General features: G+C 49.4%; 13 protein-coding genes and 3 tRNA genes. 3 read left to right on the forward strand and 13 right to left on the reverse strand.

The window, feature by feature from the left end:
• Positions 1-2: 2 nt before the first annotated feature.
• The 13 genes from QZZ36_RS11515 to QZZ36_RS11575 all read right to left on the reverse strand — a co-directional run bounded on the left by QZZ36_RS11515 (position 3) and on the right by QZZ36_RS11575 (position 8579).
• Entirely contained in the window at positions 3-818 is an 816-nt protein-coding gene (locus QZZ36_RS11515; protein ID WP_295081600.1) for a hypothetical protein, read from the reverse strand.
• Positions 819-840: 22 nt separating this feature from the next.
• Positions 841-1554 (reverse strand): leucine-rich repeat domain-containing protein, encoded by a 714-nt coding sequence (locus QZZ36_RS11520; RefSeq protein ID WP_295081602.1) that lies wholly within the window; start codon positions 1552-1554, stop codon positions 841-843.
• A gap of 57 nt (positions 1555-1611) precedes the next feature.
• Positions 1612-3435 (reverse strand): translational GTPase TypA, encoded by a 1824-nt coding sequence (typA, locus tag QZZ36_RS11525; RefSeq protein ID WP_295081604.1) that lies wholly within the window; start codon positions 3433-3435, stop codon positions 1612-1614.
• A 53-nt stretch (positions 3436-3488) separates the two neighbouring features.
• The gene (locus QZZ36_RS11530) at positions 3489-4034 is read right to left on the reverse strand and encodes a hypothetical protein (RefSeq protein WP_295081606.1); all 546 of its coding nucleotides are present in this window, start codon (positions 4032-4034) and stop codon (positions 3489-3491) included.
• Positions 4031-4573 carry a YcxB family protein gene (locus QZZ36_RS11535; RefSeq protein WP_295081608.1) on the reverse strand — a complete coding sequence of 181 codons (543 nt, stop codon included), beginning with the start codon at positions 4571-4573 and terminating at the stop codon, positions 4031-4033. Before QZZ36_RS11535 ends, QZZ36_RS11530 begins: the two co-directional genes overlap by 4 nt.
• A gap of 1 nt (position 4574) precedes the next feature.
• Complete coding sequence (locus QZZ36_RS11540) at positions 4575-5099, reverse strand: hypothetical protein (protein ID WP_295081610.1); 525 nt, start codon at positions 5097-5099, stop codon at positions 4575-4577.
• On the reverse strand, positions 5096-5638 hold the full coding sequence (locus QZZ36_RS11545) for a hypothetical protein (RefSeq protein WP_295081613.1): 543 nt from the start codon (positions 5636-5638) through the stop codon (positions 5096-5098). The genes QZZ36_RS11540 and QZZ36_RS11545 overlap by 4 nt, the downstream gene beginning before the upstream one ends.
• Positions 5639-5801: 163 nt before the next feature.
• A tRNA-Tyr gene (locus QZZ36_RS11550) sits at positions 5802-5887 on the reverse strand.
• A gap of 34 nt (positions 5888-5921) precedes the next feature.
• Positions 5922-5997 (reverse strand) — tRNA-Thr (locus QZZ36_RS11555).
• Between the two features lie 63 nt (positions 5998-6060).
• Positions 6061-6137, reverse strand: a tRNA-Pro gene (locus QZZ36_RS11560).
• A 186-nt stretch (positions 6138-6323) separates the two neighbouring features.
• Entirely contained in the window at positions 6324-6572 is a 249-nt protein-coding gene (locus tag QZZ36_RS11565) for a YtxH domain-containing protein (RefSeq protein ID WP_295081615.1), read from the reverse strand.
• A gap of 108 nt (positions 6573-6680) precedes the next feature.
• Positions 6681-7406, reverse strand: a complete 726-nt coding sequence (locus QZZ36_RS11570; protein WP_295081617.1) for an RsmE family RNA methyltransferase — start codon at positions 7404-7406, stop codon at positions 6681-6683.
• Positions 7407-7478: 72 nt separating this feature from the next.
• Positions 7479-8579 (reverse strand): D-alanyl-D-alanine carboxypeptidase family protein, encoded by a 1101-nt coding sequence (locus QZZ36_RS11575; RefSeq protein WP_295081619.1) that lies wholly within the window; start codon positions 8577-8579, stop codon positions 7479-7481.
• Between the two features lie 309 nt (positions 8580-8888).
• On the opposite strand from QZZ36_RS11575, the gene QZZ36_RS11580 reads away from it, so the two are divergent.
• From QZZ36_RS11580 to QZZ36_RS11590, 3 genes are all read left to right on the forward strand, one after another.
• Entirely contained in the window at positions 8889-10256 is a 1368-nt protein-coding gene (locus QZZ36_RS11580) for an extracellular solute-binding protein (RefSeq protein ID WP_295081621.1), read from the forward strand.
• A 227-nt stretch (positions 10257-10483) separates the two neighbouring features.
• Positions 10484-13048, forward strand: a complete 2565-nt coding sequence (locus tag QZZ36_RS11585) for a glycoside hydrolase family 9 protein (protein ID WP_295081623.1) — start codon at positions 10484-10486, stop codon at positions 13046-13048.
• A 257-nt stretch (positions 13049-13305) separates the two neighbouring features.
• Positions 13306-15376, forward strand: a 2071-nt coding sequence (locus QZZ36_RS11590) for a glycoside hydrolase family 9 protein (RefSeq protein WP_295081625.1), incomplete at its 3' end; no start/stop codon positions are given.

Genomic DNA, 15376 nt, shown 5'->3' on the forward strand with positions numbered 1-15376 from the left:
CCTTATCCGAATGTATAATACTTGCCGTCCTTGACAGCAAAGGCAAGCTTTTTGTCATGCAGGAGCATATTCTCCTGACCGTAAGCGTTCTCGGTCATGATATAGAAGGTCGTAGCGATTAATTCATCGGTCTGCTCCTTGATCTCGCTGTAATAGTCCTTGCCGAAGTAATTGTTGTAAACCTGGAAATACTGCTCGAAAATATCAGTGTTTTCATCGCTGGGATAATTCCTTTCGAGCTTGATGCGTGTGATCTTGAAATCACCGTTCATATTGCCCGCAAGCTCGGAACATCTCTTTATGAAAGTGGATCTGATATCATAAGCGCCTTCGGTATTTTCGGCAACTGCGTCCATTTCCTCGCTGTATCCAGGGAAAAGGCACTTGTGATAGGTGTTGTAGTCAGCTGAAGCGAAAGCAGCAAAATATTTCTCAAATGTGAGGATAAGATCCTGAGGGATATCCTCTTCGTTATAGTAGAGCTTTATACCGCTGCTGCTGAGACGGTAAGGTCCGAGTTCGTAGTCAACGGCTCCTTCTTCGGGATATATGAGCTCGTCTCCCACAGAACCGAGTACGAGAGCGTCGTCGTCGATCTCCATTGCTTCTATGTACTCAACTAATTTTTCTTCATACTGTTCAGCGTTGTAATTGTCTCCCGAAAGCTCCTCTCCGCCTATCGGCGCATTGGTGGGAGTCTGTACAGCTGTTTCCGCATAGAGCGGCACACTGCTGCTTTTCTTCTTTGAACATCCTGTCATACACTGGGTTCCTGCTAATGCCGCAAGAAGCACTGCCAAAAGCTTTAATTTTCTCATAAACCATTTTCCTCTCATTGAATCAATTAAACGATAATTTACCCATTGCACCTGCCCAACCGGCTGTCGCCGAACCTTCCGGTGCGTTTATTTTCAGATCAGGTAAATCCTCTATTCCCCATTCGTCATAACTGAGTTCTTTTCCCAGTATATTCAGTGATGTCATACCTGTACAGCCCGCAAAAGCTCCTCTTTTTATCTCTTTGACTCCTGCGGGTACCGTCAGTTCAGCAAGAGCGCTGCAACCGGCAAATGCACCGCGCTCTATGGTGACAAGTCCTGACGGAAGATTTATATCTACAAGAGCAGTACAGTCTATAAAAGCTCCCTCACCGATGACCTTTACGCTTTCGGGAAGAGTAACGGAGGTCACTCCCATAGCTTCAAAGGCGAAAAAGCCGATCTCCGAGACCGGAGAACCGTCTATAGCGTCCGGTATGGTCACTTCTGTATCGCTGCCCTTATATCTCGTTATGATAACGCTGCCTTCATATACTTCATATTCATATGTGTCATTTGAAACTATATTGCGTTCTCTGACTGTTGTAAGCTCTTCATCGGTAGCCGGCTCGGCAACAGTCTCCGCGTCAGCAGCAGTCTCCGCCTCATCGGCAGTTTCTGTCTCCTGAACGGCAGCAGTCGGTGTGTTGTCATCAGCTTTGCCTGTACTCTTGCCGCAGCCGCAGAACGCAGCTGCAAGCGCAAGAAAAAGCGAGGCATATACAAATTTTTTCATATTATATCTCCCAATCCTGCAAACTGTATGATTTATATGTGTTGATTTAATGAAATCTCAGGCTTTCTTTCCTCTGTCCTTTGCTCTCTGGGTATTGCTGAGGACGCGCTTTCTGATACGGAGCGACTCCGGAGTTACCTCAAGGAGCTCGTCGTCGGCAAGGAATTCAAGACAGTCCTCAAGGCTGAGAACTCTCGGCGGAACAAGGCGGAGAGCGTCGTCGCTGCCGCTTGCACGGGTATTTGTAAGGTGCTTCTTCTTGCAGACATTTACAACAAGGTCCTCTGTCTTGGGTGAAGCGCCCACTACCATTCCCTCGTAAACGGGAGTACCTGAGGTTATAAAGAGCTGTCCGCGCTCCTGAGCGTTGTAAAGTCCGTATGTTACAGCCTCGCCTGTCTCGAAGGAGATGAGGGAGCCTGTGTTTCTGCGCTCGATATCGCCCTTGTATGGCTGATAGCCGTCGAATACGTGGCTCATGATTCCCTCGCCCTTTGTATCTGTGAGGAACTCGCTCTTATAGCCGAAAAGGCCTCTTGCCGGGATAAGGAACTCTATACGCATACGGCTTCCCTGTGGGTGCATATCCACCATATCGCCCTTACGTGTGCCTATCTTCTCCATTACAGAGCCTACGCAGTCCTCAGGGACGTCTATCACAAGGCGCTCGATAGGTTCGAGCTTTCTGCCGTTCTCGTCGGTCCTGTAGAGAACTCTCGGTGTGGAAACGCCCAGCTCATATCCCTCACGGCGCATATTCTCGATAAGTATGGAGAGGTGCATCTCTCCTCTTCCCGCTACGCGGAAGGCATCTGTGCTCTCTGTTTCCTCAACGCGGAGAGAAACGTCCTTGAGAAGCTCCCTGAAAAGTCTCTCGCGGAGCTGACGTGATGTGACGAACTTGCCCTCGCGTCCTGCGAAGGGGCTGTCGTTTACGGAGAAGGTCATCTCCACAGTAGGCTCGCTTATCTTTACGAAGGGAAGCGGATCGGGAGTATCCGTAGCGCAGATCGTATCGCCGATGGTGATATTCTCGATACCGGATATCCATACGATATCGCCTACCTGCGCCTCCTGAACGGGAACACGGTTGAGTCCCTGTATCTGGAGAAGGGAAACTATCTTTGCGTTGTAGTTCTTCTTTGAGCCTGTATAGTCACAGACAGTTACCTGCTGGTTGACTGCTATCTTACCCCTTACGATACGTCCGATACCGATACGTCCCACATACTCGTTATAGTCGATAGAGGATATGAGCATCTGGAGAGGATCGTTTTCCTCGCCCTTTGGCGGCTCTATATAGTTGATGATAGTGTCGAAAAGGGGCTTCAGGTCCGTACCTGCCTCGTACTGGCTGAGTGAAGCCGTTCCGCTTCTTCCCGAACAGAAGAGCAGCGGACTTTCAAGCTGTTCCTCGTTTGCGTCAAGGTCGAGGAGAAGCTCGAGGACTTCGTCGCCGATCTCGTCAAGACGGGCGTCTGGACGGTCTATCTTGTTTACTACTATGATTATCTTATGTCCCATTTCGAGAGCCTTTGAGAGCACGAAACGGGTCTGCGGCATAGGTCCCTCAGCTGCGTCAACAAGCAGGAGAACGCCGTCTACCATTTCAAGCACACGCTCTACCTCGCCGCCGAAGTCAGCATGGCCTGGGGTGTCGATGATGTTGATCTTTGTACCGTTGTACATTACCGAGGTATTCTTCGCAAGGATAGTGATACCTCTTTCCCTCTCGATGTCGTTTGAGTCCATTACACGCTCGGCAACTGCCTGATTCTCACGGAATACGCCGCCCTGCTTGAGCATCTCGTCAACGAGAGTGGTCTTGCCGTGGTCAACGTGAGCGATAATGGCAATGTTTCTTAAATCTTCTCTAATCATATTTTCTTTCCTCCATAAAGGTTTTCTCTGAATGAACGGCTTGCGCCGTGATCTCACTTGTGTATTATCCTGCCGGCAAGCTTTTCATCAAGAAGCGCCGTGAGCTGTCCGGCAGTGCCCTCCGTGATATCCGATATACTGAAAGTCGTATTGTCGTCCGGAGATACTATACATATGAAGTCCCTGTATGTCACCAGCTTCTCCACCGCAGGGTAGCTGTATCTGCCCTCGAAGGAAACGCCGTTTTCCTCATTATAGCTGACGGTGTAGCCGTCTTCCTCAAAGGTGAGAGACTTGTGCATCAGCAGTTCTTTCCTTTTAACGGCTGCCCAGCCTCTTATCAGCGATACAGTGCGCAGTATCATCCTGATACCAACGACGAGGCAGGCTGCGCTGCAAAATATATATACCGCAGGAACTGCACTGAACACATCGTATTTATTCCTGAAGGCATTTCTCAGGAAGCCCGCGCAAACAAGAAAGCATACCACTGTCAGAGCAATATAGACTACGAACATCAGCCTGTCCCGCAAAGTGAACATCATGCGGAGAGACGCCCTGAATTTTTCCTTTGTGCCGTGTACCTCAGCTTTTATCATATATCCGCGCTCCTTTTGTCTTTGAAACGGCTGCCCAGCTTTTCCTCAAGCAGCGCTCCGAGTTCGTAAGCATTTCCCTCTGTAAGTTCGGATTTGTGTATGATAAAAGCTCTTTTCTTATTTATAAATATGAAGAAGTAGTTCATCGTCTCCACTGCATGGTGCAGGCTGCTGTAGGGAAACACCTTGTGTACGGTGAAATTTTCTGCCGTCTTCAGGTCGTCAAGAGCGTCATCACTGAATGAGAGGTCCAGAACGGAGCCATCCGCGGGAAGCTTCTGCTTTCCGCCGTCCTCTTTCAGCACCTTTATTATGTCCTTTCCAGTCCACAGTGCCAGCAAAGCGCCGCACACTATCAGGAACGTGTACCTTGTATCCGGAAATCTGCGTGAATAGTACAGCAGATACATCACCGCAGATATGCTTGTCGCAAACCACAGACAGTCGCTTATGATATTTTTCAATATATAAGGCAGCTTTGTAAGAGCATAAATAGCCTTCAGGTGGTGCTGCTGATATTTTACCCTTGCTCTTATCATATCACTTTACCCTGTATTTTCTGCCCAGCTTTTCGCGGAGTATAGCCGACAGCTGCTGAGGAGCACCCTGTGTGAAGCTGTTTTCGTGGAACGATATGCCGCTGCCGGAGCCGAATATCAGCACGAACCAGCCCTCTTTATAGACAGCCCTGCGTACGGTGCCGTAGCTCTGCTCCGAATGGGAGCTGATACCTGTACACTCCGTCCTGACAGAGCAGCTTTCCTCGCTGAAAGCGAAGCTCTGCACCATATCAGGAGCGGTCTTCTGCAGGACTCTGAATCTCCTTGCCGGATAGCGGAGTATCCTTACCATGAATATGACCGCCGCGCACACGAGAACAGTTCCGCAGACAACGAATATCAGATCGCCCCTGCCTTTTTTATAGTATAATATACTCATCACAAGGGCTGTAAGCATTATGAGCAGCAGCACCGCGAAAGCGGCTATTGTCCTTTTAGGCGGAGCTGTGACGCGGAACAGCCTGTTTATGCTTTCACGGGAAGGCTTTGTTTTTACTGTTATCATAACCAGCCCTCCTTTACGGTATACCTGTTTCCGAGGGTATTGCTGAGGTATTTTCTCAGTTCATCGGCATTTCCCTCGGTTATATCGGTATCGGAAAAGAAAATGCTTTCCGCCTGACTTATGTTAAGCTTGAAATAACCCATAGTCTCACGCGCCGAAACAAGTCTCGAAGCGCTGTAAACGCTGTTTTCCTTTGAATTAGCGGATACCGCTCTGTATTCGATATTTTCACCGCCGACAACGACCTCATATTTAAGGTCGGGATAACAGGCTGACAGCTTCCTGAATGTCCTTACCGGATTCATTAACAGCAGCTTCAGTGTACTGCCGATAAATATCCCAAAGAATATCGAAAGATACAGGATAAGGTCGGCAGTGAGCCTGTGTTTGCTGTACGCGGATATCACAGCCGCAAAGGAGACAAGAATGAATTCGACTGCTCCCAGAACAGCAAGAACACGGTAGAATCTGTACTGCAATGATGACTTTACTGCTGCTGAATGTACTTTTATGTCGTATTTCACATTTGCTTTTACCATGATAGTCTCCTACATTCTTTATACTTTTATAAACTTTAAAGCTGTATTTCCGTGCAAATCCTCTTTTTTCCCGGACATAAAAAAGCCCTTGCAGGGAAATTGCAAGGTTGAAAGCTGCAGAAGTTCAAACAAAAACAGCCCCGAAAAATTTTCGGGGCGTTTCTGGTGGGAGAGGATGGATTCGGACCATCGAAGCTGAAAAGCAACAGATTTACAGTCTGCCCCCTTTGGCCACTCGGGAACTCTCCCATACGAATAAAAATTTTGTCTCAGGACAAAATAATGGAGCTGGTGGACGGACTCGAACCCCCGACCTGCTGATTACAAATCAGCTGCTCTACCAACTGAGCTACACCAGCGCTAATGCTTAATTATTATACCACATTTGCTACTGCTTGTCAAGTACTTTTTTATTATTTTATTGGTCGAGGCGACAGGACTCGAACCTGCGGCATCTTGCTCCCAAAGCAAGCACTCTACCAAACTGAGTTACGCCTCGGATCTACATTCTTCGCCAAGTCCTTGACGGACAGCTTTTATATTATATCAGAACCGTTTATGATTGTCAAGTGCGAATTATACGATTTGTAACTTCACACAATAATAAGCCGCAGTTTTTATATTTTTTTGCCGCAGCATATAAAAACAAAAGGGAGCTTAAAGCTCCCTCAAACATATTGCGTCATCAGACCTCGTCTTCGTCAGCCTTGTCCTCGTCCTCAGCAGCATCCCCTGCGCTGTCCTTTGTCTCGCCGGAAGCGTCATCGCTTACCTCAAAATCAACACTCTCGTCTGTATCAAAGTTATCGAAATCATCGTAATCATCATCGTCATAATCAGAATCCGAGTCCTTATCCTTGAGAGCCTGTGCAGCGACATATCCTACAGCAGCTGCTGCGCCTGCAGCTAAAATTGCAACTAAAAACTTATTCATATCAATTTCCTCTTTTCTCCGCAAGAATTAGTATTACCGAACCGCTTGCGAACGGGCTCCGATAACCTAATAATTATTATATCATACCTTTTTTGAAATTTCAACTCTTTACATATTATTTGTTAAAAACATCAAAATTGAAAGGGCTGTTATTGGTGCAGTTTCACAACGCAGTATCCTCCTGCCCAGCCACACCTGTTTTGCGCCTGTTTTTACGGCTGCTTCCGCCTCCTCGCGGTCGAATCCGCCCTCGCTGCCGATGAAGATACCGACTGTCTCCGCGCCCTCGAAACCTACCTCTCCGAAGGAGCAGCCGCCCTCTTCCTCATAAAAGATAACGGTGCGGTCAAGCTTTTCCATCATGGAAATGGCTTCACTCAGGCTGACCATATTCGTCACCTCCGGGATAATCCCCCTGCCGGACTGCTTTGCCGCTTCCTCGGCTATCTTGTTCAGCCTCGGAAGCTTTTTCCGCTCAAAGTCCTTAGGGTCGGGACGTGAGATACAGCGCCGTGTAAGTACGGGAACTATCCTTGACGCACCCAGCTCCACGCTTTTCTGTATGATATACTCCAGCTTGTCCAGCTTTGGCACAGCCTGAAACAGAGTTACCTCGATATTCGGCTCTGCCGCGCACCTGTGCTTATCCACCAGGTCAAGGTATACCGCTTCCGCAGTGATACTGCCGATAGTGCAGCGGTAATCCGTACCGTTGCAGCAGACCGTTACTTCCTCGCCCGGTCTCATACGGAGAGAACGTCCTATATGGTTGGCGTCGCTTCCTGTGAGGACTATATTGTTTTCGTCTAATTCATTTGTAAAAAATCGTGGCATACCACACCGCCTGTTCTGTCGTTATAATATCAAAATCCCCTGTCCTTCCGACAGGGGCTGTCCGTTCGTTCATCATGCTACGCCGAGGTACTCTTCGAGGCATATTCCGCTGTTGTGTATCCTTGAAGCGATCTTTGAGCCCACATATCTTATGTGCCACGGCTCGTACTGTCTGCCTGTGATATCTTCCTTTCCGAGCGGATAACGGATTATAAAGCCGAATTCATGGGCGTGCTGTTCGAGCCACGCAGCCTCCGCCGTATAACCGAAGGAAGAGTCCGCGGTATTGCAGTCCACGCAGAGCCCTGTCTGATGCTCGGAGTGTCCGGGGCTTGCGGTACAGATATCCGCCATTGCCTCACCGTAGGTCTTTACGCTTTCCTCATATATCTTTTCCTGATCCTTGTATGAACGGAAGCCGGTGCATATATATATCTTCAGCCCTTCCTTTGCGGCTGCGGAGGTAAGAAGGCTGAACTGCTCATAACAAAGGGAATTGAGCGGCGGAGCGTATGTGGCAGGGACGCCGTATTCCTTGTTGACGAGCAGGACCCCGTTAACATAAGTAAGCCCCTCTGTATCATCTACAGAAGGGGCCGGAGCCTCAGCCCTGCTCGACTGAGGCGATGTAGTTGAATCATTGTCGGATGCCGATCCGCGTACAGTAACCTTTATCTGTACTTCCTGCTTGGGGTCAGCTGCTGATTTCAGCGTAACCAGGCAGACTCCGGGAGAAACTCCGGTTATATGTCCGTAAGAATCGACAACCGCGATACTCGGATCGCTCGTTGACCATCTCTCATCTGCTTCAAGAGTACCGTCGGGATACTCAAGCACCCTCGGCATATCCTTTTCGCCTACCATGATTGAAACAGTCTGCTTGTCGAGCCTGAAATCGCTTTCGTTAACAGGTACTGTTACAGCCGTTGTAGTCGGCGCTGTCGTTGTTATCGAAGGATCGGTAACAGTCGTGGTAGTAGTTATGGTCGTGACGTTCTTGCCGCTTGAAGAACTCTTTTTATCGCCCTTGTCCTTGCAGGCGTTGGCGATGAGTATTACAAAAAGAAGCACAAGGAACCCTATTATTGCAAGGGCTGCGAGCCTTCTGTTTCTGTATGTCCTGCGGGATACTTTTCTGCGGGGACGGTTGGAACTGTATCTGTTATCATCCATTGTGACAAATCCCTTTCTGTATTGATCGGGCAGCCTGCTGTCCGTTGTTATTAAAACTTCCTTAATATTATATCACAGGAATTTTAAAATGTCACGCAATTTTGCACAGATTCCGCAATTTTTTAACAACTTGACATATAACAAGGTCTGTTTTTGGCATTTTTGACCAAAGGCACCGCAAAAAAGTCCCCCGCAAGACAGCAGCGCAGTACGGAAGCTGAGGACTGTTCTTGACAGACAGGAGCTAAACGGGTATAATAGTATAGATATAAGCTGCGATGACCGCAGCTTCTGAAAGGAGCTATCATAATGATGAATCCCCGGAGAGTCCTTGCGGCTCTCATAGCTTCTGCGGCTGTACTTTCATGTGCAGCCTCATGCAGCAAAAAGAATAAAAACAGCGCGCCTGACGTATCCGAGCCCGAAAGCACGGCAGCTGCGGAAAGCAGCGTTCCTGCCGCCGATCCCGGTGATACCGAGATAACCTGGCTGGCAGACTACGACCTCAACGATCCCGGCTATGAGCGTCCTGCGGCACTCGCTATCTTCGAGGACGTCTACGGCGGAAGAATAAACTACGTCCAGACCACCCCGGACGACAAGCTCTCAAAGCTTGCGGAGATGATAAACGCAGGCGAAGAGGTTGATATGTTCCCTTATGAGGACGGAGTGTTCCCGGAGGGGGTATGCCGTGACCTTTTCCAGCCTCTCGACCCATACTACGAACAGCTCGGCATGGAAGAGGGCATCTGGGACGAAATGTCGGAAGTAATAGATATGTTCGCCTACAAGGGTGAGCACTATGTTGTCCCGTATGCTCTTTCGGAGCCGTTCCTCCTGACATACAGCAGGAAGCTCATGCAGTCCGAGGGCATAGACGACCCCTATACCCTGTACCAAGAGGGCAAATGGAACTGGAACACTTTCATGGATATGATAAACAAGTTCTCGGCAAGTGAGACAGGCGCACACCATTTCGGCATAAACGGCTTCTACGGCGAGGCTATGCTCTCCTCGACGGGAAGTACCGTCATCGGCTTCGACGGCAGCAGCTTAAAAAACAATATCGGCGATCCAAAGATAGAGAGCGCTGAGGCTTTCATGCAGGATATCCGCTCAAGATGGCTCTACAACAGCAACTGGAGCGATATGTTCCTACGCGACCAGAACACTCTTTTCTATGCATCGAGAGACTGGTCACTTCCGATCTCCGACAGGTACAGCCCCGATCTCGATATCATGGTAGTCCCGTTCCCGAAAATGCCCGACGCAGATAAGAACTACATCAACTGCAGGGCAAATGCGCGTATGCTCGTAAAAACCTCCGCAAAGGGCAAGGCAGTCGCAACTTATCTCAAATGCGAGCGCCTTGCGGTGACAGAGCTGAAGGACTCCGCAAAGGAGAGAGCTCTGAAGGAGATAACCGAGGAGCAGTACAACGCTATACAGGAATTCCTCGATCCGTCAAAGGTTACTCCCGTTTTCGACCTCGGATACGGAATGAGCGAAAAAATGTACGGCAACGGCCTCTACACCTTTGAGACCCGCGGCGTTATGAACAATATAACCTCCGCTCTCCTTGAGGGCGGCGCTCCCGTGGGCTCATGGGGTGAGCTCCGCGACAGAATGTCACCGATGATCGACGAGGAGCTTGCGAAGTACAACGATCAGCAGTAAAAAAGCGGCTTTGCCGCTTAAAAGCGGGGGCGCACTGCGTGCGCCCCCGTTCTTATCCCCTCCCGACTGGTATTACGCACAAATGATATACGACGTTTTTGATGTATCCCACAAAGATTTGCGAATTTGTGCGTAATTACATAAAATATTCACAAAATCCACGAAAAATATGTTATAATATGTTATGGAAGTTTATTCTTCTACAAAGTATGAGAGGGGTGTTTGAAATGAAGCATTCAAACATTATTTGGAAAAAGATCACGGCAGCTTCAGCCTCAGCTGTTATAGCTGCAACTTCCGCATTATCCGCCGCAACTGTCACAACGACAGGAGCCGAGGATAACAACTATTACGAAGCCCTGGCTATGTCGCTCTATATGTACGACGCAAATGCCTGCGGAAAGGGCATAACCGACGGTCCGCTCACATGGAGGGGCGACTGCCATACATACGACGCCGAAGCATCGGTCGACAGCCTCGACGGCTCACTGAAATCCGTCGTTGATCCCGACGGCGACGGAAAAGTCGATGTATCAGGCGGTTTCCACGACGCAGGCGACCACATCAAATTCAATCTCACTATCGGCTTCGGCATAAGCAGTCTTGCTTTGTCCGATTACCTCAATCCCGGAATCTACGAGAAGGCGGGCTGCAAGGACCACCTTATCTATGAGCTGAAATGGGGCGCCGATTACCTTATGAAAACTACTTTCCTCGATAATTCGGGAAATGTTGCGGCTATTGCTCACGTCGTGGCAAACGGCACAGAAGACCATGCCATTTGGTCGGCTCCCGAAGTACAGACCTACGCAAGACCTATTTACTGGCTGACCGCTAACAAGAACAATTCCGCGGTATGCTGCGAAATGGCAGCAGGTCTCGCCGGAACCGCCTATGTTGTAAAGGAGAGCGACCCGGATTACGCTGCAAAGTGTATAAAATACGCAAAGGCTCTTCTTGAATTCGGTCAGAAGCACGTCGGCAACGAAGGCGGTGGACTGTCCGAATATTACGGCACAGAGGCTCAGTATCAGGACGAGGAGGCTCTCGCTCAGGCATGGCTCTGGGTCTGCGACGCAGGCAGCAAGCCAACAAGAGTACCTAAAAACAAGGACTACGGCAACAGTCAGTACGACGGCTGGGTATACTGCTGGAACAAGGTATGGCAGGGCTATTCCGCTCTGATGTACAAGGCTACTGGCGATCAGGCATTCGCGGACGAGCTGAAGGTGGAACTGCAGAGTCAGGGAGACCTCACAGTCGGCACCTACAACGCTGACGGCTGGGGCGCTTCACGCTACAACTGCGCAAAGCAGATGGACGCTCTCGCTCTCGCAAACGGCAACAAGGACGCAGAATACGCAAAGGCCGCAAAATACCAGATGGATCATATCCTCGGCAACAACAGTCTCGGATACAGCTTCCTTCTCGGCTACGGCAGCAAATGGCCGGTGCATATACATCACCGCGCCGCTAATCCCGGCACGGACGCTAACGGCGCTTCGTCAAATCCTTCCGCAAAGTACACGGCTTACGGTCTTCTCGTAGGCGGCGACGACAAGAGCGGTTATCAGGATCAGACCGACAAATATCAGTACACTGAGGGCGCTCTCGACTACAACGGCTGCTTCGCAATAGCCTGCGCAGGCATTGCCGCTCTCTACGGCGGCGACGCTTCCGCTATGGACAAGCTCGCAAAAAGCGCTGACGAGATAAACGAGAACTTCAAGTTCGGAAACGGTGAGAACAATACCACAACTACCGAAACTACCACCGTAACGACTACAACCACATCAGTCACAACATCAAGCGTCACCACAACTGTCACGACTACGGAAGCTCCGCTGATAACCATCACACTGATACCCGAACTGGTCGTGCAGGAGGTCATTTCATATCCTTCAAAGACGGTCTATACCGCCGGCGAGGAGCTCGATCTCTCAGGCGTTTCGGTAAAGGCACGCTACGAAACACGCTGGTTCGAGGCGGAAGGAAGCAGAGCAGGCACCATGTACGGCGAGTCAAAGATATACGACAATATCACCCTCGATCCCGGAAACGCAATAGTAAGAAATGGCAGCAGCACATGGTGGTACGGAGACAAGTTCAGTACTCTTGAACCCGGAGACTATGCTGTGAATTACAGCAGTGATGCCTCGACCTCCAACGGTGAAAAAATAAGGTTCAACAGTTTCAGATTCCCCGTAACATTAAAGGCTGACAGCGGAATACCGCAGTATTCCTATGTTTTTACCGTAAAGGACAAGGAGACCGGTGAGCTCATAAACAACGCAACACTGACATTCTCAACACATATCGTCTATGAGATAGACGGACGCGAGGTTTCCACAGGTCCGTTATTCAGGTATAATACGGCAGACGCTAACCCTGTGGTATACAACTATGCAAAGTATAAGGACGCAAAGAGCCACTCTGTCGGTGATATTCATGCAGAGGCTGACGGATATACCTTCGTCGAAGCCATGGCAGACATCAGGGACGGCGGTGCTCCGGATGTTACATATATGGACGTACTGATGGTCAAGGGAAATGCTGCTGCCATCGCAGGCGATACCAACCTCGACGGTCAGGTGGATATGGCGGACGCTGTACTCATAATGCAGTCACTGGCAAATCCCAACAAGTACGGTGTGAACGGCACCAATGAAAAACATATAACCCAGCTGGGTATAGACAACGGAGACGCGGACAAAAACGGTCTTACAAACAATGACGCTCAGGCAATACAGAAGCTTCTCCTCGGTCTTATCAAATCATTGACGACTACATAATCCCCATTTGTTTCCGCGCAAAGCCAGTCTTTGCGCGGATTTCTTTTAGTAAATTTACTAACTGGATATTTATAGTGATAATATACAATGAAGAGTAGTGGATTTTGCACACTATGCTGAAATTGCTCTTTTTAGTATACATTTCACCAGATTGTAACCTCTTTGTTACTGTTTTGTTACCAATTTTCCGCATAAACCCTGTATAATGATTTTAAGGCATATTATAGGCAAAATACTTTTGAAAGAAGAGTGATAACATGATAAAATTAAAAAGGCTGAAATCAGCCATCATCAGCAGCGCGGTAGCTGTTTCTGCATTTGTGACACCTCTGGCTTCAGCGGTACCCTCTCTCACAACAAATGCAGCCGGCGGCGATAACTACGCTAAACTCCTTCAGTACTCTCTCTATTTCTATGACGCAAATATGTGCGGTAAGATGGACGGCGACTGTGCTCTCTCATGGAGAGGTGACTGTCATACAAACGACGAGGTTCCCGGCGGCTTCCACGACGCAGGCGACCACGTTTGGTTCGGTCAGCCGGAAGGCTACACAGCTGCTACTCTCGGCTGGGCTTACTATGAGTTCAAGGACGCATTCGACGCAACAGGCCAGACTGCACATCTCAAGGTAATAACAGACCGTTTCGCTAAGTTCATGCGTGACGCTACAGTCCTCAACGGAAACAGCGTCTCAAAGGTACTTATCGAAAAGGGTGAAGGCGGTCAGGACCACTCCTACTGGGGCGCACCTGAGCAGCAGGGCAACAGAGGACGTATGCTCTGGACCACCGACGGCGCAGCTAACATTACAGCAGAATATGCTGCTGCTCTTGCTGCAAACTATGTAAACTTCGGTAATCCTGAGGACCTTACTTACGCTAAGGCTCTCTTCAATTTCGCAAAACAGCACCAGGGCTCATACTCATGTGAATTCTACGGCAACAAGGAAACTTCCGACGAGATCGCATGGGCTGCCTGCTGGCTCTACCTCGCCACAAAGGACAACTCCTACATGGGCGATATCCAGAATATAGGCACTGCCTACTGGGTACACTGCTGGGAGAACGTATCTCTCGGTGCTGCTATCCTCAAGGGTGAGATCACAGGCGACTGGAGCTGCACAAACGCTCTCGGCGACATGAACGGCGACGGCTACAAGTTCTACGATCAGTGGGGCTCTGCAAGACATAACGCAACAGCTCAGATGTGCCAGCTCATCGCTGCAAAGCACGGTCACGGAAATGCTGCATGGGCAAAGGGTCAGATGGAGTACCTCACAGGTGACAGATCATTCGCTAACGGTCAGTCCTACTGTCTCGTTGTAGGCTTCAAGGACAACTCTTCAAAGAATCCTCACCACAGAGCGGCTTCTCCTGATGCTGACGCAAGCGAGCAGAATGACGGAATCGCTAACAAGAACCTCCTCATCGGCGCTCTCTGCGGCGGTCCTGTAGACGGAAACGGCACATACAAGGATATCCGTTCAGACTATAAGGGCAACGAGGTTGCCTGCGACTATAACGCTGGTCTCGTAGGCGCAGCTGCCGGTCTTTACAGCAACTACAAGTCAGGCTCAATAGACACAAACATTACAGGCGTTACAAAGATCTACAGCGGCAGCGGTGTTTCAAGCGGCGGCAACAACAATACAACAAATACTACCACCACCACTTTCGGCGGCGGAAACAATAACACAACTACCACTACCGTTACAACAAGCGGCGGCGGAAACAGCTCTTCTTCAGGAGACGATGTTGTTCTTGAAGGTTCAAGCCTCAAGGCAGTCAAGGAAGAAAGCACTACAGACGGAGCTATCAACAATGTTGCTGAGTTCCCACACAACGGTGCAAAGTCACTTACAATGTACCTCAAGGTTAACTCAAACGATACTGAGGTATCAGGCGGTTTCGGTACATGGAACGGCGAATGGCTCCAGGAGGAATTCTCAGGCGTTAAGGTAGGCTCTGACAAGACTGTAGCTATCGACTATACTATCCCTTCAAACGCAGGCGCTAACATCAAGGCTATGGTTTGGTGGCCGCACGACGACGACGTTACTATCGAAAAGATAGTTCTCCACAAGAGCGGTTCTTCAAGCAGCGGCGGAAACAACACAACAGTGACTACAACAAGACCTACAACAACGACCACTACCGTTACAACAAACGGCGGCGGAAACAGCTCTTCAAGCGGAGACGACGTTGTTCTTGAAGGTTCAAGCCTCAAGGCAGTCAAGGAAGAAAGCACTACAGACGGAGCTATCAACAATGTTGCTGAGTTCCCACACAACGGTGCAAAGTCACTTACAATGTACCTCAAGGTTAACT

The organism is Ruminococcus sp., assembly GCF_016287535.1.
GTDB lineage: Bacteria > Bacillota > Clostridia > Oscillospirales > Ruminococcaceae > Ruminococcus.